Origin of the sequence: Fibrobacter sp. (assembly GCF_045112255.1) — a bacterium.
Classification (GTDB): Bacteria; Fibrobacterota; Fibrobacteria; order Fibrobacterales; family Fibrobacteraceae; genus Fibrobacter.
This window is the reverse complement of the sequence record NZ_JBGUHR010000115.1, coordinates 1-24,138: the sequence shown is the minus strand read 5'-3', so window position 1 is coordinate 24,138 and position 24,138 is coordinate 1. Positions and strand designations below refer to the sequence as shown.

The window sequence follows — 24,138 nt, the reverse complement described above, 5'->3', positions numbered from 1 at the left end:
GAAAAGCTCCGCCTCCGCGAACATGCCAAGGAAGAACTTTCTCACTACTCCAACGGCACCACCGACGTCGAATACGAATTCCCGTTCGGTTGGGGCGAACTCTGGGGTATCGCTTCTCGTACGAACTACGACCTCACGCAGCACCAGAACGAATCCAAGGTCAAGCAGGAATACATCGACCCGGTCCAGAACAAGCGCTACATCCCGTACGTTGTCGAACCGTCTCTCGGTGTGGAACGTCTGCTCCTCGTGCTTCTCTGCAACGCTTACGAAGTCGAAAAGCTCGAAAACGACGAACGTACCGTGCTCCACTTCGACCCGAAGGTAGCTCCGGTCAAGGTCGCCGTTCTCCCGCTCGTGAAGAAGGGCAAGGTCAAGGAAAAGGCCGAAGAACTTTACCAGAAGCTCCTCAACCGCTGGAACGTCGAATACGACGAAACTCAGTCCATCGGTAAGCGCTACCGCCGTCAGGACGAACTCGGCACGCCGTTCTGCGTGACCGTCGACTTCGACACTGTTGGCGAGGGCGAATCCGATCCGGCAAAGCTCGGCTACGTGACTGTTCGCGAACGCGACTCCATGAAGCAGGAACTCGTCGCTATCGACAAGCTCGAAGCTTACCTCTTCGAAAAGCTCGGCTGCTAAGGTTAGACGAAAGAACGGTCCTGTGGACCTACAGACTAGAGACGAAAGAATTATAATGGCGCTTCGCGCATTGTATAATTGATTTATCCCTCGTCTTTCGTCTCTCGTCTCTCGTCTAAAAAGAATCCGTTTGCGGGTTCTTTTTTTGTATATATAGAATAAGCGAGTGTTGGATGTTTTGGGGGATATGCTATATTTTATTAAAATTGATATAAGATAAAATTATGAAAGTACAACATTTTATTCCTATCGTTTGTTCTGTGTTGATTGGATGCCATACTGATAGTGGCGTCAATCCTCCTCCATACTCTACGAGCCGTATTCCCTCTTATAAATGCGATTATAGGGGTGATTTGCCTGATTGTGATGAAAAAACGGAAGGGATTGTTTTTGCCGTACGGGCGTTTAGTTCAGATAAGCTTTTCGTTTGCTCCGATAAAATGTGGATATACCTTAGGGATGCCTCCAAGGAGGAGACTGATGCTGTTCCTAAGTATACTCCGGTAGCCGAAAAGGGATCTGATATCCTAGTGGAGAAAGGCTCTGTTGTAGATCACCGTGATGGGATTACATATCGTACAGTGAAAATCGGAAATCAGGAATGGTTTGCCGAGAACTTGGAATACGGGTATTCTAGTTATGAAGATTACAACGGTATTTGCTTTATGACGTCTGGGAGCAGAGGCTGCTTGTATACTTGGAGAAATGTAATGAATGCGGACTTGTCTCCAGATGATCTTTGTCCGAATGGCTTCCACGTACCCTCTAAAGATGATTGGGACATTTTGATTAAAAAAGTTGGCGGCTATGAAAATGCGGGTCTTGCGCTTCAGGCAAATGACGGTATATCGAAAGACTCCTATAGTTTTTCCATTTATCCGTCGGGCTACTACGATTCTGACGCCTCTTATTCTAGGGACCGGTATTCGTTAGCGGATACTTTTGCTCCGTTTTGGACATCGACATTTACCAGTTCTTCAAATGCTTATGCCGTGTTGTTCAATCAAGATGATCCTCAAGTCAGAATACAAAGAGAACATATCTCCGATGGTTACGCCATTCGCTGCCTAAAGGACTAATTATGAAATTTGTTGAAAGTTTATTTGCTATTGCTGCCTTGCTTGTTTTCTCGGCATGCAGCTCCACTCCGCACACTCTTGTTGGAAACCCGGTAAATCCGAAACCGCTTTCTAAAGAAGATTTGGTTCGCATTGTCGATGCCACTGAAATCCCTGTTGTTCCTGAAAATAGCACCTATTTGGGAACTATGCAAACAGAACCTTCTGCAGATTGTTCTGTTGAAAATACCGCTGAGCTGCTGGTTGAAAAAGCGCGCTCGCTGGGAGCTAATATGGTTTACATTAAAAATGTAAAGACTATTAATTTTATTTATTCGAATGGTATGATGACAATGTCAAGAATTTGCAAAGTTGCATTGGTGGATTACTTTAATGTCGAAGAATGGGGTGCAAAATGAAAAAATTGATTTTGGCTGCATCTCTTGTTCTTTCTGTATCTGCATATGCCACAAGCGACAAATCCTTTGGAATGAGTGATTTTGAACGCTCGTTGATGGGTGAAAATAAATCTGATGCAAGTATTGACTCGTCTAAAGTAGAAGCGTCGTCTTCTAATGATTTTGAACAATCCCTCATGGGGCAAAGTAGTTCTGAAATGGAGCCTGTTTATAGGGCCCGTGAAGACTTGCTTGATGCAATCAGGAATAAGGATACTGCTACGGTTTCCTTGAAGGTCGCGCAACTCGAAGGTATGCAAACTCATTCGATAATACCTTTGCACGATACCGAAAAATTATGTTTTTACAAAGATCTTAAAATGTACCGGGCTTTGCTTAAAATGCTTGTCCATCATTATAAGTCTGCATATGAATTCGATAAAACCGTAAATGCCCAACGTGCTGAAAATGATGGCCTCATGGTTTATACAAAAGATTATCTTGAAAAGCACAAGATATCAAACCATGATTATCAGGACATTGAATCCAATGTAAACAGGTCTGATTTGAGCGAAGCTGAAAAAAGCGAATTGAAGCTTTTGATGAATCTTCATTTTGCATATAAGGATGACTCTGACAATGCTTCTGTCAGAAATTACGCGAAAGAATTTGTTGATAATTTCCCAGACCATCCTGATGCTTCATGGGTGAAAAAGAGTATTCTTGATCCCCTGAATAGAATGGACGTGAGCGATTTGTATTATACGGATCGTGCAGAGAAAAAGGAATCTGTCATTGAAAATAAATTATACACGGGCGGCTTTGGCTTAAATCTTTATTTAAGTCCTGGATTGGGATTTGGCTTTGGAAACTACTATCGTGAGGATCTTGTAAAACCCGAAAGCTATCCGATTAATTTTGAACTTTACCTACAGATTCGTCGTGTTTCCGTTTCTTTTGAAATGATCAATTCGGGTCATGAAGGTCTTATAAACTTTGGTTTTTCTTTTGGCTTTGTCGCTTATGATAGCCGGTATCTGAAAGTTCGCCCGTATTTAGGTTTTGCGGGCAGCATGTTTAATGGCACAGTTGTAAATCCGTATTATTTCCCCAAAGATAGCGACTACGGTCTTTCCCCTAATGAATCGTTTGAACATTGGGATATGGGTTCTGCGATTACGATTGGGGCAAATGTCGATTTTAAGTTTGGCACGGCGTACCTGTTCCTTTCAAATTCAAAACTGGTGTCGTTCTCGATCGTTGGCAAGGTCGGGCTGTCCTATCTCGATTTGAGTGATGGAGAACCTCTTGTGCGAGGCTCTGGCTTGGATGCATTTTTTGCCATTGGCTTAGGCGTTTATTTCTGGTAAATCATTATGAAAAAAATTCTAGTTGCAATTTCACTGTTGCTTGCTTTTGGTGGAGCGTTTGCAAATCCATCTAAAAAAGAACTCTTCTCCCGTGCTCGTGATGCGTTAAAGACATCGCTTGAACAGCAGGATTACGAACGGTCAAGGCAGGCTATAGAATACCTTAAGGCGAATCTTGACGAGGGAGCGCCCTTATGGGATTTTGAAGAGTATCTCGCGCTTATGGAAATGGGCGAATACGATGATGGTATTGAAATTTACGCCAATACACGCCGCATTGTGCTTGATACCTCTTATCATCCAAAGCAGAAAGTTCGCGTCAATCCTGAAGACGACCCTCTTCATCTCTATCTTTATCGTGCGTTCAGTCCGTTCAACAAGACTGTTGTCGATTCTATGGTGAATGTTGTTCAAAACTCCAATGCCAAAGAGGAAAACAAGGAGCTTTTTACAACGCTTATTTACGCAGAACTCATTGTTGGCTTGCGTACTTACAGGTTCAATGACGGTAGCGGGTTTGCATATAGGGTTATCGCCGATACGATGGCCGCAGAAGACTTCCTGAATCATGCAAAGAGCTATATCCGCAAATATTCGCATACTGTTCATGCTCAGTATTTGAAAGATCAGGTCGTTCCTTTTGTCCAGAACTACATGGATAAACAGAGAGAGTTCCGCAGAGATCCTATTGCGCACAAGTACTATACTAGCGGATTTGGAATATATCTGGGTTCTTGGCTTGGATTTTTGTGTGGTGAAATTTCTGATGCAACTGAAACGGAAATGGGCACACCATTCCAGGCTGAAATTGAATTCCGGGTCAAACGGATTTCGCTTTCGGCGTTCTTGCAATTTGGCATGATTGTTAGATATAAAGAGACCAACAGCAAGCTGGATCGTTTTTATGATGATGATGACAATGATACCGTTGATGAGACGTATGGTGTAACCGTTGGCTTTACGGCTTACGATTCTCATTATTTGCGCGTGGAACCGTTTGTGGGTGTCGGCGCAACTTACATGCCTTCAATGGAAAATGCGAAATTTGGCGAATATTCTATTGGACCGCAGTGGATTGTTGGATCGAATGTAGATTTCCGATTCTTTGCTACGAATCCCTCGCGTATAGGGGCTATCTCAACGGCATGGATTTTGCGCTTTAAGTACAAGATTATGTTTGGTACGGCCGAAAGCAGCACGGTAAGCAATGGTGGCGAATATTCTCCTAAATATGGAGCTGTTCACCAGGAATTTGGCCTTTCACTTGGATTTAACTTGTGGTAAATGGATTTAATTTATGTATTACTTGATGCTCTTGCTTGCGATAGTCTGTGAAACTGCAGGAACGACGCTTCTGAAATTCTCGGAACAGTTCACGCGCCTTGTCCCGACGGTAGCTTCGCTCATTTGCTATATCGCTGCGCTATATTTCTTGAGCGTGTGTTTAAAAGCGATCCCGATTGCTGTGGCTTATGCGATATGGTCTGCACTCGGGGTTGCTTTTATTACTGTAATCGGAATTGTAGCGTTTAAGCAGGTGCCAGATATTGGAGCTTATATTGGCTTGATCCTGATTGTGTCGGGTGTCGTTGTGTTGAACCTGTTCTCTAAAATGGATGTGCACTGATGAATCGTATAGCTCTTTTCGCGATTGCGGGAGTCTTTTCAATCGTTGCTTGTAGCGATGAAAATGCTCCCATTGTGTGGAATGTCGCGGAATCCTCGTCTAGCGTGACTGTTGCGGAGTCTTCGTCCGGTTCTGTTGTCGCAGAATCGTCTTCGTCCAGCATTGTCATACCGGACTCTTTGTCACCCCGGACTAGTTCCGGGGCGGTATCGCCTTCTAGTAGCAGCACGGATAGTGCGGCACAATCTTCGTCAAGTGCGCCGAGCGCTGACACGGTATGGCATCAGGCGAATCTCACATGGTACACCTCCTGGCCGGAACCGGGTAGCGAAGAATGCATCGAGTATAACGGCTGCACTTGGGCCGGCTATTTTGCTGGCGTTGAAGGTCAAATGACCGAAGAGTGGGTGAGCCAGCACAACATCATTGCCGTTCACGAAAAGGACTGGAAAAAGTATAAGCTTAAGACCTTTAGACTCCGTATGAACGGCTCCACGATTGATGCCGTCGTTTACGATATGTGCTCCGACAGCGATTGCGATGGATGCTGCACCGAGAATGCTGGTGAAATCGGATTTCTCATCGACATCGAAAAGTACACTCGCGAACGCTTTGACGGCAATGGCGACGGTGTCGTTGAATGGACCTGCCTGGATTGTGAATAAAATTTACTAAGGCTAGGATGATTAAATTACCGCTGAAACTTGCCACATTGGCTGGACTCTCTTGCTTATTCTTTGCATGTGGCGAAAAGTCTGATTCTGTTCGCGCTCCAAAACTTTGCCCCGAAGGCGTTGTTTGCGATACGACTTATGTCAATGCAAAGGCTTATAGCTTTGTGTATTATTCGGGTAAAGACAAGCTAGATACCATAACGGAAACGACAGACCATATTTCTTGCGATATCTGGAATGGGTATTTTGAATGTACCGTGAGAAAAAAATACAGCTGCCACAAAGTTGTTGATGCTATTGCAAAGTCGGGCAAGAGTGTTGTCAATGAAAAGTCTATTGAACATAAAAAAGTAGAAGTTAAAGTTGGCGATACAACGTATATCAATTACGGGAAGCATCGACAGACGAATTACATTCCGCCATACTATGAAATTCCCCCGTTCGATCCTCAGAAGTTGATAGACTCCTTTGATACTGTTGTGGTTGAAACGGCTAGTTATTCGGATGAACGGTTAATTGGAGATTCCAGGACTTTCCTTGATTATTATCGGATTGAAGGTAAGGGCTTACCCAATTGGGCTTATGTTTCGCGTTCTTCTGGGAAAATGATTACCTTTGATGGTAAAGATGGAACTCCATCGATTGATACATCGATTGTGTCTTCAGATGGTAATACGATAGTTTCCGTTTTGGAGTGCAACGGCGTATACTATGTCAAGTATCCGCGAGATTTGGTGGGGTATAAGTCCAAAATCCATGCTCATGGAGATACGACTAAATTCCCGCAAAAGGATACGACGGTCAAGTGGATGGCGCACTACTCTGATATGTACGGCGTCGAAGACTCCTTGCAAATAGAAACGCTCTTTAGGATAAAGCGAAAAAAGTAAAAGAAAAATCCGAATGAGTTGGTCTCATTCGGATTTTCTTCAATGTCATTCTGGAGCGCGAAGCGCGATAGAATCCATGGACCCTATCGCCCTTGACAGGACTCCAGGGTGACAGCGACACTTACTCCCATTGCGACTGCGCTACACTTATTCCCACTCAATGGTTCCGGGCGGCTTGTGCGTCACGTCGTACCACAGGCTGCCTGCGCCTTCGGCTTCGAACTTGCGCCAGAGACCGGCGAGCATTCCCTGGTCGATTTCGGCGAAGTTTGCCGTCATGGCTTCGGTGGAGTTCACTGGGCGCATCACGATGCAAGGCTTGTTAGCCGTGCGGAGCGGAACGAGCACGACCGGCATCTGCCAAATCTTTTCGTACAAGTCGTTTGCCTGCAAGAATTCGGTGCAGATGTTGTCGAACTTGCGGAGCGTATCGAAGTTTTCGCGGGTGGCAAACTGTTCGACAAGTTTCGGATCTTCGTCAGCGACGCTACCGATCTGGTAAATCACGCGGTTGATAGCCTTGAAGCGGTTGGCAAGTTCGGTAGAGAACTTTTCGCAATCCTTCCAGCTTAAGCCCGGAGTCGTGATGAGGAACGGCTGTGCGTAAGTACGGCCATCGCCCTGCACACCAACGCTCTTGATTGGGAGCATACGACCAGCAATGTTGTTTGCCTTGAGGTAGTCGGCGAGGGACTGACCAGCGGTGTCCTTCACGTCTTTGAACTTCACCATATCGTTCGTGAGTTTGCCTTCGCTGCAGAGCAAACGAACACCGAGGCCCGGGCCCGGGAACGGGTGACGCCACACGAGGTTGTGCGGAATGCCGAGTTCTTCGCCGAGGGCACGGACTTCGTCCTTGTACAAGTCAGCGAGCGGTTCGAGCACAAGGCCCTTTTCCATGAGGTCCAGAACTTCTTGCACGCGGTTGTGGTGCGTCTTAATCTTGTCGGCGTTCTTGGTGCCGCCGCTTTCAATGGTGTCGGGGTAGATGGTGCCTTGAGCCATCATCCATTCGTTCGGATCGAGGTTGAGCTTAGCCATTTCCTCGTCCTTGACCGTCAAGAATTCCTTACCGATGATGCCGCGCTTGGTTTCTGGAGCGGTTACGCCCTTCAGCTTTGCAAGGAAGTGTTCGCTAGCGTCGCGGATCTTGAGGTTGTTCATACCTTCCTTCGTGAGGAAGTCCATAATCTTCTGGGATTCGCCGAGGCGCATCATGCCGTTGTCCACATGCAAGCCGAGAACCTTTTCCGGTCCGAGTACGCGGTTCAAAAGCACGAATGCAACGGTGGAGTCCACACCGCCAGACACGAGCAAGAACACCTTGCGGTCCTTGACCTGGTCCTTGATGCGCTGCGTGATGAGCGGCAAGTAGCTCTTCATGTTCCAAGTCTTCTTGGCACCCGTAAAGTCGACGAAGTTTTCGAGCAACTTCATGCCGAACTTGCTGTGCGTGACTTCGGGGTGGAACTGGATGCCGAAAATTTGGCGTTCGGGTTTGTCGCTGTCGAAGGCGACGGCGGCGATTTCGCAGTCCTTGGTGCTGGCCACAATCTTGTAGCCTTCGGGGAGCTTGGTGACCTGGTCGCCGTGGCTCATCCACATCGGAGATGCCTTCGGGAGACCCTTCAAGAGCGGGCACTTTTCGTCGCCCACGATAAGGTCTGCAATGCCGTATTCTTTGACCTTGCCCGGTTCCACGTGACCGCCCAACTGTTGGGCGATTAGCTGGTGACCGTAGCAGATGCCGAGCTTCGGCACCGGGAGGTTCAAAATTTCAGGATTGTATTCCGGTGCGTCTGCAGCATAAACGCTGGATGGACCACCACTGTAAATGATGCCCTTCACGCCTTCGAGTTCAGAAACCGGGGCGGTGGGGGAGTGGATTTCGGTAAACACGCCAAGACGGCGTACACGGTTGGCAATCAAGTGAGCGTACTGCCCACCAAAGTCCAAAACGGCAATAGTATCAACGTTTTTCATACATCCCAAAGATAGAAAAAACAGGTGCTTTTAGGACTTTGGATGCCTGTTATAGCGCTTTTTTGACCTAAAATGACGAAAATTGGGAATTTGATTGCTGTGACAAAAATAATGACGTTTGAATACTAAAAATACTTTTTGCGTATAATATATTCTTTTTAAGAAAAATTAAATTACTACAAAATAAATGTTAATCTGTTAATAATAATTTTAATCTATAGTTTGTTATAATATTTTGTGTTGATAAATGTATTTGTAATATAAATAACAGAAATATTTTTGTATAAATTTTATTTATAACTTTAAATATGAAGTAAACTAATTATATTTTATTTTGCATTTAATCTTAACAAAGGATGTTAAAATGAAAAAAGAATATTTAGCATTGTTGGCTGCAGGATGTGTGGCTGCAAATGCTGCTAACGTAAATTACGACCTTTTAGGCCGTAAAGGCAGTAAAATGAATTCCCCGATGGTCTACAAGAATGTAGACTATTCTAAAGTCAAGAAGAACGAAGCCCAGAAAGTAGGTTCTTCTTTGGGAAATAAAGCCTTGGCGAAGACCGGGATGGCGGATGGAGTTTCTGCTATTGAAGGTTTTTTTGATTCTAGATATAGTTATTATCATAGACCTTATTATTTGCGTAGCTTTAACTCTAAAGGCAATCTGAATGCTTGTCCGAATGTTGAATATATGCCGTGTTTTTACGATAAATACGGTTATGTAGAAGCCTCAAATGAAGTCTTTATAAACGTTGAAACGTCACTTACTGTACGTCCTTCATATACTAGTTCTGGTGCTTGGTATAATTCGGAAAATCATAGTTTTCATTTTTATTTAACAAGCAGAGATGTAAATACAGATTATTTTGTAGATTTTAATGGTTTGAGAAATGATCTTTCAGATGCTGGAGTAGCTCAAATTGCATTTGGTGGTGATGATGTTGGCGTATATATGGGCGCAAATGCAATCCCACGAAGACTCGATTATAATCCAGAAACAGTTGATTATGTCCGTTATAGTTACGGTGATCAATTTGATAACTATAGCCCTGAATATGAAACGAGAGATTCCAGAACATATAGTCTTATAAGAAAAGCATCTGCATATGTATCCGATGGAGTTGAAAAAAATCATTCTGTTGTTTTTGTCGGATCTACACAGCCGATTAATCCTGCAGGCCAAACACCTCAGGTATATATAGGAGTACGTAACAATAACTTCCGTAAAACAAGAACTTATGATACTCCTGCACGAGAATTGGATAACTTTATTTATGATAATCGAACGATTGAATTTGTTCCGGCTGGTAACTATGGTTTAGATAATTCAAATACGGGGTATTTGAATCAAAAGGCTCATGCTGCCAACGCAATTACTGTAGGTGCTGTTAGATTTAATCCTAGTGCGGGCTTTAATCCGAATAATGGGTCTTTTAATCCTAATCAGGGTTCTATTGAAATTGCGAATTATTCGTCAAATGTGACTCATGATAGAGGTACTGAGAAGCCTGAAATTTATAATTTTTCTCATTTTGTTACAAGTGATCTAGGCAGAGCTTATTATTCCAATACGAATCCTGATGCTAAATATTATTATTATCCGTATTATGATGGGACTGAGTATGCTGCAGCGTATACGGCTGGCATGGTGTCCAATTTGTTGGCGTCGAATCAATTTTATCGTTGGCATCCTGAAGTTGTGAAGGCTTTGCTTCTTTCAACAGAGGGCCGTTTGATAAGTAATTCTGGTGATGCTGTGACGAATACGGTTCCTTCTTACAAAGCTTTGTCGTTTAAGTATGATGGAACAAACGCTTATTATGATGTTCATTCCCGTTTTTGGAATGGTAATATTGAACAGTTAAAATCTCGTGTTTACAATGATAGAAATGAAATATGGTTTATTTTACCAACTGTGGGACCTGCATGGAGCCATCTTAAAGCAGCTATTGCTTGGTTGAATCATGGTGATGACATTGCAAATCTTGGCGGCCAGATTCCTCAGGACTTTGACTTGTATGTTTATGGAAGTAATAATGCTGATAATATGTATACTTGGGATAAAGAATTGGGACGTTCTTTAAGTTCGTATAACTCTTTTGAAAAAGTTGATTTTACAACGGAATATTATCAATATTTGAAGTTCCGTATCGTGTTGCATTCGGATCAGGCTACTGGTAATCGTCATGGTGAGGTCGTTTTGGGCTTCAACCTTTCCAGAGCTAAGTAATTAAAATACTTTTGTAATTTTATCTATAAACGGCCGAACATTTCTGTTCGGCCGTTTTGTCGTATAGATTTCGATTTTATCGAATGACGTTTGAACACTTGAAAATACTTTTTGCTTATGTAGTCTATGTTTTTTTTAGATAAAATATAAAAATATTACAAAATGAATATTAATCTGTTGATAAATTTTGATTTTGTTTGCTGTTGCAATCTTTTGTGTGAATAAATTTAATTGTAATATATTTGTCAGAAAAATTTTTAGATATGTACTTGTACGAAATTACAAATGTAAAGTAAACTAATTATATTTTATTTTACCTTTAATACTTAACAAAGGAAGTTAAAATGAAAAAAAGATATTTGGTTTTGTTGGCCGCAAGTTGTGTGGCTGCAAATGCTGCTAACGTAAATTATGACCTTTTGGGTCGTAAAGGTAGTAAAATGAATTCCCCGATGGTCTACAAGAATGTAGACTATTCCAAAGTTAAGAAGAACGATGCTCAGAAAGTTAGTTCTTCGTTGGAGACCAAGGCGCTGGCTAAGCAAGCTTCAGGGATTAAGAGTGGCGCAAAGGCCATTGCTGGAAAATTTAGTCCCGATGGATATAATTTTACGAACTGTTATAAAAAAACTTCGGGCTGTGGTGAATCGTTGGCTCTTAGAACGGGGCCGTTAGATTGGTCTAGTTATCAGACAAAAGTGAATAACGAATATATCAAAATAATATCTCACGAAAAACCCCGTTTTTCTCCTGATTATGGTTTTGTAACCGCTGGCCCTACAAGAAGCTATTTGAGCGGTTTTGATGCAGGCGAATTTTCGTATAATGCATACGGATACGTCACTGCTGCTGCTAGCTTTAATAAAAATTTGCAAATTACATATTCCCCCCTTAATCAAGTAGAGGGCTATTTAAGTGGGAATTATTTTTCAAAAACGAATGTTGGCGTATATTTAGACGAAGACGCTGTTCCTGTTAGATTAAATCCTAATGTAGACACGTATGCGCCCTTTATTCTTGCTGATAACGCGTCAATGGATGATTTTAATACGATGCCTGGATACGAAATGCGTGCTTCTAGAATGTATAGGCTAGTGCATTATTTTTCGGATCTTTCTGCTGTTTATGCAGTTAAGGGTCAGCCTTCAAATCCTGCAGCTACCACTAATGGACCTCAGATCTATATGGGTCTCCATGCGTATGGCGGTGCTGCTAAATCTAGTTATTCTACAAAAGCTAAAGATCTTGACAATTACATTTACAATAATCGCACTGTTGAAATTGTCGGAGCTGGTAATACTGCGGGAAATCTTTCTGCAAAAGCTTTTGCTGTAAATGCCATTACAGTTGGCGCTCTTGATCCTATAACAAAAAAAACAGCTAGCTATTCAGCAAAAAATTTTCCAATGTATAGCGGTAGTTACGAAACGTACCATAAACCAGAAATAGAAAATTATTCAAACTTCTATACAAACGATTACTATAGAAGGTACGTCTCGTCAAGTAATCAACTTTATGAATATTACCCGTATTATGACGGCACAGAAGCTGCTGCTGGTATCACTGCGGGCATGATTTCAAACATGCTGTCCTACAACGAATTTTACAAGTGGCATCCGGAAGTTGTGAAAGCTGTAATACAAAATGCGAATAGTTCTGGTATGATTAATTATAACAAGCTCTCGTTTAACCAAACGGATAGATATAATTTACATCACTCATATTATTTTATTGGTGATGTAAATACATTGATGAAAACGTATACGAGTCTTGTGGCTCCGCATGGAGATATTTCTAATTTGTCTGGAAAAAAAGAAATTAGGCTTTATTTTAGTATTGGTGATCTTGTATATGGTTCTGGAATTAGCTATCAGGATGTTGACGGATTTGATGTTTCTATTGCATGGTTGAATAGCGGAAATGATATTGCAAATCTTGGAAAATTGCCACAGAGATTTGAAGTAATGACATATGGTGCTGCAGGAAATCAAAGCAGCGACTACACTCTTCAAAATTCAACAACATATGATAATGATGAAAGGAAAAATACACCTTATAAATATACCGGCGTAGAAGGTTTTTCGGGCAAATCTAACCAGAGATTTGTGGTTCGTATTGTTCTTGATGAAGAAGATCCTCGTTCTGAAAACTATGGCCAGATGGTTTTAGGTCTTGATATTCGACCGATAATGAAATGGTAATGCTTTTTGTGCAATTTTAAAGATTAAAAACGGCCGAACATTTCTGTTCGGCCGTTTTTGCGTTTAAAGCGATAACGCTTGCTGAAACTGCGCTTTTGGCGGCTATCCCTGACGTCTACACTTCGACCGTAGCGTATTCTCCGTCAGCATCTTCGTTTGCTGTGTCTTCGCTTTCGTCGCTTGCGCTAGACATACGTCTTGCAAGCTCGATGAGCGTCTGCACTCCAAAGCCTGTTGCGCCGAAATCGGTGTACTTCCAGCTCTTGCTTACAAATGCTGTGCCTGCGATATCCCAGTGTGCCCAGGCGGTGTTTTCAGGAACAAACTCTTGCAAGAAGAGGGCGGCGGCAATGGCGCCCGCGTCGCTTCCGGTGTTCTTGAGGTCTGCAAAGTGATCCTTCAGGGCGTCGGCGTATTCTTCTTCGAGCGGCATGCTCCAGAACTTTTCGCAGCAGGCTTCGCCGCAGTTGATGACGTTCAAGGCGAGTGCGTCGTCATTGCAGAAGAATCCGGCAACAGCGTAGCCGAGTGCGCGTACCATGGCACCTGTGAGTGTCGCCAAATCAACGATGTGCGTGGCTCCGATGAGGCCTGCTTCGGCAAGACCGTCGCTGAGCACTAGGCGTCCTTCGGCATCGGTGTTATCGACCATGACCGTCTTTCCGTTCTTGGCGGTAAAGATGTCGCCCGGCAATACGGATTTGTTTCCGATGGCGTTTTCGGCGAGGCAGCAGACTGCACTCACCTTGATCGGGAGTTCCAATGTTGCGATAGCCTGGATCGCGGCAAGTACGGTAGCGGCTCCGCTCATATCGCTAATCATCTCGGGCATGGATTTAGGCGGCTTGAGGCAGAGACCGCCCGTATCAAACGTGAGGCCCTTGCCGACAAAGACCAAATGGTCTGCGGATGTGCGCACATTTTTATTTGCGTTTTTACCAGCAGCTTTAGCCCCACGAGCGCTCTTGCTTCCGTCATAGCTAAGCGTAATCATGTACGGTTCGTGCGAGCTGCCCTTGCCGACAGTCACATGTCCCATGAAGCCTTCCTTTTCGAGCTGCTTCATGTTGCGAACCTTGATCGAAAGCCCCGGAGTGAACTTTGCAATCGTGTTTGCGTTTTCGACAAATTCAGCAGGTGTGAGGTCGGATGCGCTCGTGTTGATCAAATTCTTGGTGAGGACGATCGCTTTGTTTTCGATAGCGACAACTTCTGCAATCTTCTTGAATTCTGCGGTATGTTCGCCGGCAACGAGTTCGAACGTGACCTGGAAGGCGTCTTTCTGCTTGCTTTTGTAGGCGTCGAACTTGTAGTCAGCGTAGTGGAGTCCATGCAAAATGCTCTTGAACTGTTCTGGAGCGGCATCGGCAAGCATGATGGAAACGACCGGAATCTGGCGCTTGCTTGCTTTCTTGGCGAGGCGGTATGCTGCCATACGCAGGTGGTCCAGTGACGAAAGACCTCGTTCCTTGGCCGCATCCACAAAGATTGTGGGCTGGTTGTCAATTTCCAGGAACTCTAAATCCTCAAACGGGCCATCATTCATGCCGTTTAACACGGATTCGACTTGCTTTTCGGCTTCTTCCGAAAGGATGTTGGAAAATTGGATGGATTTTTTGACGAAAAATAGGGCGTATGCATTGGCTTTGCCCGTAGCAGTAGAGACAATATTTGTTTTCATATAGCGTAATCTAGTATTTTATGGATGAGACGCTTGTATTTTGTATTGGTTTTTTGAATACAAAAATACTATAATATTACAAGATTTCTATTGGAGGATTAATATGAATCTGAAGTACACTGGAATTTTGACAGCTCTTGCGGTTTCTGCAGCGATGGCTCAGGAAGTGGCTCCCGCAGAAACGGCTGTGCCTACCGCTCCTGTGGCGGCCCCTGAACAGAATGTTCCTGTGGCAGAAGTTGCTCCTGCTGCTCAAGCGGCTCCGCAAGATAAGTTTGCGGAGGTCGAAAAAGAACTTGCTCCGGAAAATCTTTTTTCGGAACCGACTGCTGTTCGTGGTGAAAATGCGGCAAAGCCTGTTGCCCAGAAGACAGCAAAGAAGTTTGTCTATCAGCCGGTTTATTCTCCGTCTGATGTCGAAACGAGCGGAGGCTTTGTAAAGACGGTTTACGTTTCCGAAGTTCCGAGCGCGGATACAATTGACATGGACCAGCTTCGCGGGCGTCACCCGTTGAAATTTACGTTTGGCGTCCAGGCGTTTATTGGAGCCGGATTCCTCTCGGGCGATAATGGCCGCTATGATTATGACCGTTATTCCGGCTTGGCTTGGAATGTTGGCGCTTTTGCCCTTGTCCCGTTGGACGAATACAACATGGCGTTCAAAACAGGCGTCCTCTTCGAACACGACAAGGTGAGCAATTCATTCAATGAAACATATAAGGAAACTTTTGGCGAATATCGATTCTCCTTCAGTCAGTATCGCATTGCTGTTCCGATGCTTCTTTCTTTGAAGAGTGCTACGTCAAATCTGTTCTTTGATGTGGGTGTCCAGCCTTCTTTTGCTGTTGCGGACAAGTTTAAGTTTAAGTATTCGAGAGATCCGAAGAACAACAAAATCAATCGCAAGGATGACATGATGGATAATGACTGCCGTCAGATTGTGGACTGGTCGATTGTTCTTGGCTTTGGCATCCGTGCGAACCGTTATGTTGGTTTCGATGCCCGATTCAATTGGGGCCTTACCAATCAGTATGATGACTATAACGAATGGGCAATCAACAATCTGTCCTATAAATCGTTCTCCATCGGTGCTACTTTCTACGCTTTCTAGTATAACATGATTCTATCAATTGTGGCTATCGTCGTTGGCCTTTTTCTCCTGGTCTGGAGTGCAGACCGTTTTGTAGATGGGGCTGTCGGCGTAGCCCGATTTTTTGGTATGAGCACCTTCCTTATCGGGATGGTGATCGTGGGATTTGGAACTTCCGCTCCTGAAATGGTTGTTTCCATTTTGTCTGCAATGAACGATACACCGCAGCTAGCCTTGGGCAACGCTTATGGTTCAAACATTGCAAACATCGCGCTTATTCTTGGCGTGACGGCGCTTATCGCTCCGGTTGTCGTCCAAAAGCAGGCTATGTCGCGGGATATTCCCGTTCTGATTGCCATGACGGCGTTGACCGTCCTGTTGCTTGTGGACGGGAATGTTTCCTTAATTGATGGAGCCGTGTTGCTCGTTGCTTTTGTGGCAATTATGGGCTTTAATATTTTAAGTGAATTGAAGGCAAAGCGCAAGCGTCGAAAGTCTGGCGGCGTTTCCGAAGTTTCAGAATTTGAAGAAATTCCTGCTGAAGGCGTGTCGATTGGCAAGGCTGTTTTGTACTTGCTTGTGGGACTTGTTCTTTTGATTGTAAGTTCGCGTATGCTGGTGTGGGGCGCTGTTTATATGGCGCATGCGCTTGGTGTTAGTGACTTGCTGATTGGCCTTACGATTGTTGCCGTCGGAACTTCGCTTCCGGAACTTGCAAGTTCTATTGCGGCGGCTCGCCGTGGCGAGAATGACCTTGCAGTTGGTAACATTATTGGTTCCAATATTTTTAACACGCTTGTTGTTGTTGGGCTTGCTTCTGTCATTGCTCCGATCAAGGCTGCCGATCCAGCAGTGATGAGCCGTGATGTGCCGATCATGTCGGCACTGACGCTTTTGCTTTTCTTGATTTGCATTCCTGTCAAGAAAAAGAATGGTAAGCGGGTAAGTGGCTTTGGAAGAATCGGTGGAGCGCTCTTCTTGAGCTTGTACGTCGCGTATCTCGTACTGCTCGGAATCCAGTCGGTTTAATTCCTAACTCCGAATTCCGCATTCCTAATTCCCGAACGTCCAGACGATGCCGTAGGCAAAGCGCAGCCCTTCGGGGGTGTATCCTGATTCCGGCATGTAAATGCTGTGGTTGAAATTCTCGATGCGGTTGTAGAGTTCAAATGTAAGAATCTGCATGCGGGCTTCGAAATCCATAGCAAGATAATGCTTTAGCTTGAATAGCTCAGGTTCACCATTCTTGTTGATCGTGCAGTCGTAGCGATCATTAAACCACTGAAAATCAACACGGACGCTTACGCCAAGCCTGTCTTTGACAAATCTGTTTTGCCAGTGGATGCTGCCCTTGTAGTAGAGCGACGGGGTATCGATCAGCTTTGTTCGCGTGATTTTTTGACCGCGTTCCAGGTAAAATTTCCAGTTGGCGAGACGGAAACCGACTTGCATGATCCAGTCAAGCGTATGGGCGTGGTCCAGGTTCTCATAGCGGAAAGCCGATGGAATGGAGTCAACCACGTTTGCGTAAGTCGTATCGTACAGTTCGTCGTAGGTGTATGTCGTATCAATGCCGCGATTTACGGCCCATTTGGGCTTGATCAGGTTGTTGGCATGTTCATAGCGCAGGCCAAGTCCGTAAAAGACATCGCGTTTTTGCCATACGAGATTGGCTGTCGCGCGGTCGCGAACTTCGCGTTTGAGGTTCTCGTTAGGGAATGCGACTCGGCCGGTTTCAACAAGCTTGAGTTGGTTGACGTCGGGAAACTTGTTGTCGTGGCGGTACGATGCCGTTGCCATCAGGTGATAGGGGAGTAAGTACGTACCATCGAGAGAAAAAGCCGGCGCTAATTCGACAGAATCCAGGACAGAACTGTTGCGCTGCATTCCAGCCTGTATGCGGAATAAAGCCTTCCCGAAAAGCGTATCCGAGACCTCGGCGTATCCGATTTCCCTGTCCTGATAGTATTTATGCGTTTCCTTATCGTGGCCTGATTCTTCGGTATTTAAAAATTCATACTCAAAGCGGAGTCTTGGATTCAGGAACATGTTGTAGCGCGCTTCAAAATTGCCAAGAACAGTCTCGTAGTTACGGCTCTTTGTTGTATCGTAATAACTATAAGTCACTACAGGGCGTTTTAATTCGTTGAAAACGGTATCGACGCCTTTCCGTATTTTCGATAGATTACGTAAATCCATTTCGTGATTGCCGTAATGTAGTTCTGTACCAAGCGTCAAGTTTTTTGCAGGATAGAATTCGACGCCACCGCCATACGTGCGCGTCTCGATTTTGATTTTATACGGATCGGTCTGGAAATCGCGAACTGTCGGGTCGAGCGTATCCAGCAGAACTTTGTGGGAGGTGTTGTCCGCGTTATCAATACTTAAATAGTTTATCTTAAAAAATGCCTTGCCGTAGCCGAATCGCCATGTGATAATTGGCTGGAAGTGCATGCTGTTCATTGCGATATTGCGACCGCCAAATGGAATTTCTGTGGAGTCGCGACCCAGGGCAAAGAATGGCGAATGTGTTACGGGTTGGTATTCGTAAGGCTTGGAGAGCAAGTCGGAATGGCTTGCCACACCAAGGTCTAGCGTCACGGAGTCCGTAATGAGACGGCGAAATTCGAGGCGCAAAGCGTTGCCTTCAAATGCTCCACGTTCCCAGTTCACGTCTGTAATGGGCGTGTCGACCGGGATGCCGTGTCGTTCTTCAAAGAGAATTCCATTTTCGCCATTGAGCGCGAGTGTGGATGCGTCGAAGCTTAAACGCGTGGTGTAAATGCCTGCGAGCTTGCTCGGATAGCGCTTGCTGAGATTCCCGATGCCGAGAGCTTTGGCAGGAAGTTCTGGACTTCCGAGGATGGACGTGCCAAGCACCCATTCGGATTTTTGACCGGAGACATCGTATGTGCGCTGCATGACTTCCCGCAGCGGAATGATCCAACGTCCTGCGTCGGTTTCACGCGGAGCAGGGTCGGGAGAGTTCGGTGTTTCAAAAACGGAGTCTTGCGGTGTCGGGAGCGTATAGCGCTTGGCGTGAATAACGTCAGCAAAAACGCTTGAGACAAGCGTAGACAAAACTGCAATTAGAAGAATTCCACGATTCATTAGAACCATTCTGCACGAGATTTTTCGCGCCTTTCTCGGAGTGCCTGGACAACGGTATATGGCATTTTCATGCAACCAGGGGGGTAGGTTCCACTTTCGGTGTGAAAGTCGGAACCGCCTGTTCCCACAAGCCCGAACTTTTGCGCCATTTCCTTGTACTTGCGGCCAACAGCGCCCTTTTGTGCCGGGCTGTAGACTTCCATGCCCTGTATGCCCCATTCCACCATGTTTTCGATGAACTGGTCGCTGAGGCCGGACTTGTACGGGTGCGCAAGGACGGCAATGCCGCCTGCATTTTCAATCAAGCGAATTGTTTCTTGCGGGTTAAGCCCCTTCTTTTCTACAAAAGCAATGCAGCCATCTCCAAGGTATTTCGTAAACGCTTCGGAAAAGTTCGAAATGTATTCTTCATCGACGAGCGACATCGCGATATGCGGGCGACCGATGATTTTACCCTTGCAGTATGAATGCACTTTCTCGAACGTGATGCCGATGCCGAGCGCGTTCAGCTTCTTGATGATCGCCTTGACGCGGGCGATGCGCTGCTTTGCGAAATCTTCGAGTTCCATGTTCAAGGCGAGGTTCGTCGGGTCACAGAAGTATCCGAGAATATGGATGTCCTTGCCTTGCCAAACGGCTGAAATTTCAATTCCCGGGATGATTTCGAGACCGATTTCCTTGGCCGGTTCTTCGGCGAGCTTGTAGCTATCGAGATTGTCGTGGTCCGTGATGGATATGCAACGAAGTCCCTTGCGCTTGCAGAGCATGAGCAACTCATCAACGGAGAGAGTCCCGTCGGAGAGCTTGGTGTGCATGTGCAAGTCTGCATAGCCGCCATTTTCAGTGATGATTGTCGAAAACATCTTTTGCATGGCTAGCCTTTTTTACCCTTTATAAAATAGCGAGCGATCATCTTGGCTGGTGAAATCGTTTTAAGCTGGTGGAGACTCACGTTTAAGAATGGGTACTCCTTGACGCATTCAAAACCGACTCGACAAGTAGCGCCGCTGATCAGGGCTAGGTATAAAAATTGTGGCTTGTAAGGGCCTGGATAGACGCAAGCGACTGGGGCGTATGTTTTGACTTGGTATTCAAGTTTTTCAAAATTCGTTTCGCCGTATCTGCATCCCTTGTCTGTGTAGTAAGATACTTGAGCTGATTTCTTTGAAAAAAGAATCTCTAGATCGCCATGTGCGATGAACAGGATTTTTTTTAGGCTTTCTTCGGGAAGTTCGTTCAGGATGATCTTTGCGATTTCTTTCTCCTCGGGCATGAAGAACACTGTCTTTTCATGGTCTTGCAGGCATTTGGGGAATGAAAAAGTCTTGGAACTCCTTGTTTTCCGCGCCTTATACGCAAACCATCGATACAGTAATGGCTTGCAAAGTAAGCGCATGGCAAAATATTTCTTGCTATCGGCGAAGTACCGTGAAGAAAACAATTGAACTCCTAATTTAAATCCGACAAAAATATATAAATTTGCGCCATGCCTAAACAGAAGTTCTATGCCGTAAAAAGCGAAAATGAAAAGAAAATTGTAACCACGTGGGATGAATGCCTTAAGCTCACGCATGGGGTTAAAGGTGTTTTGTTCAAATCCTTCGGTTCCCGCGAAGAAGCAGAGGCTTGGCTCGACGGAATGGAGGCTCCTGCGCCCGATGGGATCCGTGTTTTTGTCGATGGTTCGTTTTCGCCGGGATTTGGCCCTGCCGGCTGGGCGTTTGTTGTAACTGAAGACGACAAGGAACTTGCCCGTGGCTCGGGAATTACGGCATTCGATGCCGAGAGCCGCAATATCGATGGGGAAGTGATGGCCTCGTTCCAGGCGATGAAATGGCTAGATGCGCACGACATGAAGGGCATCATTTGCCATGACTATGAAGGCATTGCCCGCTGGGCAAAAGGTGAATGGCAAGCCAAAAGCAATATCGCGAAGATGTATGTGGCGGCAGCAAAACCTTATCTCAACCGAGTGCAGTTCGAAAAGGTCGCCGCCCATACTGGCGTCAAGTGGAATGAACTTGTGGATAAACTAGCGAAGGAAGCTATCGCGAAGGCGAAGAATAGTAGACGGTAGGCGGTAGGAAGTAGGAAGGATTTTTTAGTAGCGCTTTCTTCTATATTCGGATGCTTGTTCTTCGGATAAGGTCGTGATTTTTGCCGCTGTCCTTGGTGTTCAACTTTGACAACGGCATTTGGGCTTCGAAAATTAGTCCGAATAGAAAATGGTTGATTAAACCCCAGCGTTTGCGATTGGAAAACGGATCGTCAAAACGGACTCCCTTTACAATCCATTGAAATTTGGGAGAAAGATAGAGTATATCGCCCACAGGGAGCTTTTTGACGATCTGAGCGCTTCCAAAGAACGACATGTTGTTTGTCGTATCATTATCAAAGCTGAACGATGTTAATCCAATGCCGCCCATGATATCGGCCCTGAATTTGTAGAAATCAAAAGAGTATCCCAAGAATAAGTCAAAACTGGGAGACGCCTTTTTAGCAACGAAAAGGTCGTTCTGGAATTGGATAACGAAATTGTGAATTTGCAAACGTCCTTCAGGAAACCCCGCTGTAAAGGATTCGTTGACTTTCTTTAACGAGGAACTTTTTAAGGATTTCCCTAAAGAAAATCCAAAGCCGAAACTGAAGTAGCTGTCGTCCCTGTCGTATTGAGTAAATCGGTTAGAAATGTTGTCGTTCATGATTGCCATAATGGCAGTCTTGTAACGGCTGTTGGGGTATTTTTGCAAGAACTTGTCGCGAGTGTTCAATATCCATGAGTAGTCGTAATCAAATTTTTCGTGGTGTCCTAGCGGGCTTTCGTCCTGGAACCATAGCTCCGCCCAAGATGTAGACAGGTCCAAAGCCAGTTCGGACGTACTTTTGGCCAAACTGGTAGCAATATTCATGAGCCTTTCGGCAGTAAAGAGTTTCTGGGCGATACTGGATGCGAGAATCTTTGAACCGTCTGGATTTTTTTTCAGCATTTCTTTTTTCTGAAAAGCATACTGGTTGTCGTATTTTGCGATCATGTAGTCCAAAAGCAGGTTGTACATCGCATTGTCTTCGTTTGTTGCGATTCGGCCTTCTTCTTCTTGACCTGCGAAAAAAGCGTATTTTGGATAAACGTTTTTAAATTCGTTGTCGCTTTTTTTTTCGTCATAAAGAGTATAGGCGATTCGGATCAGTTTCTCGCGTTGCCCTTTATTGGCACAGATTTCTGCATTCGTCTTGTGTCCATGTTCGGCGATGAAATCCAGCAATTCCAGATGCCTTGAGGAATTGTCCGAAACAGCAATTTCATTGAACATTCCAAGGACGTATTGGTCAAATTCACAGGCGTCAATTTCTTCGGCATTGCAAATCAGGCTGCAAGTCGATAGAATCAGGAGAAAAATGAAACTCAATCGGTGCATATTCTTAGTTCTCTATTAATGTATTTCAGAAAATGGTACAACGATATCAAGGATTGCGCCTATATAGAACTGGTTGATATAGACTCGTCTCCTGCGGCCTGTTTCGGGAGATTTGTATTTGAATGTTTTCAAAGTCCATTGAACCTGGGGAGTGATTGCACCTAATCCCGTAAAAAAGATTCTCTTGTAGCCCTGCAAACCGAATGAATAGGCTTTGTAAACGGTGGAATCTTTATCTTCCAAAAACTGTTGTATGCCGATTCCTGTTAGCAAATCCAATCCGTAATCGCCAAATTCGAGGTTGTATCCAAAAAGCCCGTTTAGCCCGACGGCTGACGCTTTACTGTTGAAATACATGTCGCATTGCACTTGCGCTACGAAACGCATAATCTGCAATCGACCTTGTGCTATACCGGCAGAAAATGTTGCTTTTTCGGCTTCTAGACCATCACCCAACAACGGTTTCCCGATTAAAAATCCAAGCCCGAATGCTAGATGCCTATTGTCTTCTTCATAAAGCTGGATGTCGAGTTTTTCTTCGTTGTTTACAAGAGACTGCATTAACGTGTCGTTAATTAGGGCTTGTAAAACGGGCGTGTATGGACTTTCCGGGTATTGTTTTATGAAATTCCGAGAAGTTGTTTGTAGCCATTCATAGTTGTTCTCGTTGTACTTTTTTAAAGAAGGAATATCATCTTGAATCCATAATCCGGCCCACGAGCGTTCGCATTGCCACCGGAGCGCGGAACTTGATATGCCTTCAATCATCGATATTCTGGATATTTGCAGTTCGTCGAGCAACGCGTCTAGTTTGGAATCGAATCCGTAAACGGAATTTTTCCTACTAAGGGCCACCGTGAGCATGTTGCGCTTGACGTTTGCGAAATGCTTGTCGTATTTGGCGATGATGTAATCCAAGACGATGTTGAACGCCGCATTGTCTTCGTCAGAAAGAGTTTTGCCCTCCTCTTCTTTGCCCGAAAAATGCTCGTATTTTGTGTAGACGATATCGTCTACTTTAACATTCTTGGCTGTTTTGCTTGTGTTGAACAGGCCCTTCACTTTTGCCGAAATGGCTTGGACTTTGTATTCATCCTTACATTCCGCATGGTTTACGGAGAGACTGTTTTGCAGGATGTAATCGAGAACTTCGCTATGGCTGGTATGAGATTGGACGCTTCTGGTTAACAGGACGGCGAGGGAATCGTCAAAATCGCAAACGTCATTCTCAGCTGTTTCTGCAAATCCTAAGCAAAACATAAAGAGAATAACAGGCAACATGCGAGCAAAATATATTCGTGCGTCAAAAGAAAAGAGCATATAAATAAACTAGCAAAAACATGTCGTGAAAACAAAAAAAGTAGGCTGTCGACTGCCTACTTTTTTCACTTCTAGTGTTTAATTGACGGATCCGTTCCTACTCGCTTTCGTGCTTGCTCATGCAGTGGAGGCTGCCGCCTTCTTCGATCACGGTGCGGCAATCAATGCCAATCACCTTGCGATCTGGGTACACGCTCTCGAAATACTTCTTGGCTTTCGCATCGTTTGGACATTTGTATTTCGGGAAGATGAGTCCACCGTTCACGTAGATGTAGTTCATGTACGATGCCGGGAGAATTTGTCCGTCATCGAGCACACGTTGCGGCGGGAGCGGGAGCGTATCGACCTTGGCGGTTTCGTAATGTTCCTTGAGCCAGCTTTCGATGAATTGCTTGGCTTCGGTCAAAATTGCGTAGTTGGGGGAGCGCTTGTTGTCCGTCA

General features: G+C 44.9%; 21 protein-coding genes. 13 read left to right on the top strand and 8 right to left on the bottom strand.

Annotation, left to right across the window (positions count from 1 at the left end; translation table 11 throughout):
* The 8 genes from ACJMM9_RS14460 to ACJMM9_RS14425 form a co-directional block, all read left to right on the top strand.
* Nucleotides 1-645 (top strand): His/Gly/Thr/Pro-type tRNA ligase C-terminal domain-containing protein (locus tag ACJMM9_RS14460; protein ID WP_405328434.1); only part of this gene is annotated, 645 nt, incomplete at its 5' end.
* Between the two features lie 224 nt (nt 646-869).
* A complete protein-coding gene (locus ACJMM9_RS14455; protein WP_405328431.1) occupies nt 870-1,724 on the top strand; it encodes an FISUMP domain-containing protein in 855 nt (284 codons plus the stop codon).
* A gap of 2 nt (nt 1,725-1,726) precedes the next feature.
* A complete protein-coding gene (locus ACJMM9_RS14450; protein WP_173465606.1) occupies nt 1,727-2,122 on the top strand; it encodes a hypothetical protein in 396 nt (131 codons plus the stop codon).
* The gene (locus tag ACJMM9_RS14445) at nt 2,119-3,471 is read left to right on the top strand and encodes a hypothetical protein (RefSeq protein ID WP_405328429.1); all 1,353 of its coding nucleotides are present in this window, start codon (nt 2,119-2,121) and stop codon (nt 3,469-3,471) included. The genes ACJMM9_RS14450 and ACJMM9_RS14445 overlap by 4 nt, the downstream gene beginning before the upstream one ends.
* Nucleotides 3,472-3,477: 6 nt before the next feature.
* The gene (locus tag ACJMM9_RS14440) at nt 3,478-4,755 is read left to right on the top strand and encodes a hypothetical protein (protein WP_405328426.1); all 1,278 of its coding nucleotides are present in this window, start codon (nt 3,478-3,480) and stop codon (nt 4,753-4,755) included.
* 13 nt (nt 4,756-4,768) lie between these two features.
* Nucleotides 4,769-5,098: a multidrug efflux SMR transporter gene (locus tag ACJMM9_RS14435; RefSeq protein WP_088639805.1), complete on the top strand. Its 330-nt coding sequence runs from the start codon at nt 4,769-4,771 to the stop codon at nt 5,096-5,098.
* Complete coding sequence (locus tag ACJMM9_RS14430) at nt 5,098-5,763, top strand: hypothetical protein (RefSeq protein WP_405328423.1); 666 nt, start codon at nt 5,098-5,100, stop codon at nt 5,761-5,763. The genes ACJMM9_RS14435 and ACJMM9_RS14430 overlap by 1 nt, the downstream gene beginning before the upstream one ends.
* A 17-nt stretch (nt 5,764-5,780) precedes the next feature.
* On the top strand, nt 5,781-6,662 hold the full coding sequence (locus tag ACJMM9_RS14425) for a hypothetical protein (protein WP_405328420.1): 882 nt from the start codon (nt 5,781-5,783) through the stop codon (nt 6,660-6,662).
* Nucleotides 6,663-6,809: 147 nt separating this feature from the next.
* Here the strand turns inward: ACJMM9_RS14425 and guaA are convergent, their stop codons facing one another.
* On the bottom strand, nt 6,810-8,645 hold the full coding sequence (gene guaA / locus ACJMM9_RS14420) for a glutamine-hydrolyzing GMP synthase (RefSeq protein ID WP_405328417.1): 1,836 nt from the start codon (nt 8,643-8,645) through the stop codon (nt 6,810-6,812).
* A 364-nt stretch (nt 8,646-9,009) separates the two neighbouring features.
* Here guaA and ACJMM9_RS14415 point away from each other — a divergent pair, with 364 nt between their 5' ends.
* Complete coding sequence (locus tag ACJMM9_RS14415) at nt 9,010-10,878, top strand: S8 family serine peptidase (protein WP_405328414.1); 1,869 nt, start codon at nt 9,010-9,012, stop codon at nt 10,876-10,878.
* Nucleotides 10,879-11,222: 344 nt separating this feature from the next.
* Nucleotides 11,223-13,079 (top strand): S8 family serine peptidase, encoded by a 1,857-nt coding sequence (locus tag ACJMM9_RS14410; RefSeq protein WP_405328411.1) that lies wholly within the window; start codon nt 11,223-11,225, stop codon nt 13,077-13,079.
* A gap of 115 nt (nt 13,080-13,194) precedes the next feature.
* Here the strand turns inward: ACJMM9_RS14410 and ACJMM9_RS14405 are convergent, their stop codons facing one another.
* The gene (locus ACJMM9_RS14405) at nt 13,195-14,760 is read right to left on the bottom strand and encodes a leucyl aminopeptidase family protein (RefSeq protein WP_405328408.1); all 1,566 of its coding nucleotides are present in this window, start codon (nt 14,758-14,760) and stop codon (nt 13,195-13,197) included.
* 103 nt (nt 14,761-14,863) lie between these two features.
* Here ACJMM9_RS14405 and ACJMM9_RS14400 point away from each other — a divergent pair, with 103 nt between their 5' ends.
* Complete coding sequence (locus ACJMM9_RS14400) at nt 14,864-15,871, top strand: porin family protein (RefSeq protein ID WP_173465600.1); 1,008 nt, start codon at nt 14,864-14,866, stop codon at nt 15,869-15,871.
* Between the two features lie 6 nt (nt 15,872-15,877).
* Entirely contained in the window at nt 15,878-16,879 is a 1,002-nt protein-coding gene (locus ACJMM9_RS14395; RefSeq protein WP_405328404.1) for a calcium/sodium antiporter, read from the top strand.
* Nucleotides 16,880-16,903: 24 nt separating this feature from the next.
* Here the strand turns inward: ACJMM9_RS14395 and ACJMM9_RS14390 are convergent, their stop codons facing one another.
* The 3 genes from ACJMM9_RS14390 to ACJMM9_RS14380 are packed head-to-tail and all read right to left on the bottom strand — an operon-like array spanning nt 16,904 to nt 20,402.
* Complete coding sequence (locus ACJMM9_RS14390; RefSeq protein WP_405328401.1) at nt 16,904-18,961, bottom strand: hypothetical protein; 2,058 nt, start codon at nt 18,959-18,961, stop codon at nt 16,904-16,906.
* Nucleotides 18,961-19,833: a PHP domain-containing protein gene (locus ACJMM9_RS14385; protein ID WP_072828682.1), complete on the bottom strand. Its 873-nt coding sequence runs from the start codon at nt 19,831-19,833 to the stop codon at nt 18,961-18,963. The genes ACJMM9_RS14390 and ACJMM9_RS14385 overlap by 1 nt, the downstream gene beginning before the upstream one ends.
* A gap of 2 nt (nt 19,834-19,835) precedes the next feature.
* Nucleotides 19,836-20,402, bottom strand: coding sequence for a hypothetical protein (locus ACJMM9_RS14380; protein WP_405328398.1), 567 nt, complete (start codon nt 20,400-20,402; stop codon nt 19,836-19,838).
* A gap of 45 nt (nt 20,403-20,447) precedes the next feature.
* Here ACJMM9_RS14380 and ACJMM9_RS14375 point away from each other — a divergent pair, with 45 nt between their 5' ends.
* Nucleotides 20,448-21,038 (top strand): viroplasmin family protein, encoded by a 591-nt coding sequence (locus ACJMM9_RS14375; RefSeq protein ID WP_405328395.1) that lies wholly within the window; start codon nt 20,448-20,450, stop codon nt 21,036-21,038.
* Between the two features lie 40 nt (nt 21,039-21,078).
* On the opposite strand, the gene ACJMM9_RS14370 is transcribed toward ACJMM9_RS14375, so the two are convergent.
* The 3 genes from ACJMM9_RS14370 to ACJMM9_RS14360 all read right to left on the bottom strand — a co-directional run.
* Nucleotides 21,079-22,368 carry a hypothetical protein gene (locus ACJMM9_RS14370; protein WP_405328392.1) on the bottom strand — a complete coding sequence of 430 codons (1,290 nt, stop codon included), beginning with the start codon at nt 22,366-22,368 and terminating at the stop codon, nt 21,079-21,081.
* Nucleotides 22,369-22,392: 24 nt separating this feature from the next.
* A complete protein-coding gene (locus tag ACJMM9_RS14365) occupies nt 22,393-23,637 on the bottom strand; it encodes a hypothetical protein (RefSeq protein WP_405328389.1) in 1,245 nt (414 codons plus the stop codon).
* 157 nt (nt 23,638-23,794) lie between these two features.
* Nucleotides 23,795-24,138, bottom strand: a 344-nt coding sequence (locus ACJMM9_RS14360) for an agmatine deiminase family protein (protein WP_405328386.1), incomplete at its 5' end; no start/stop codon positions are given.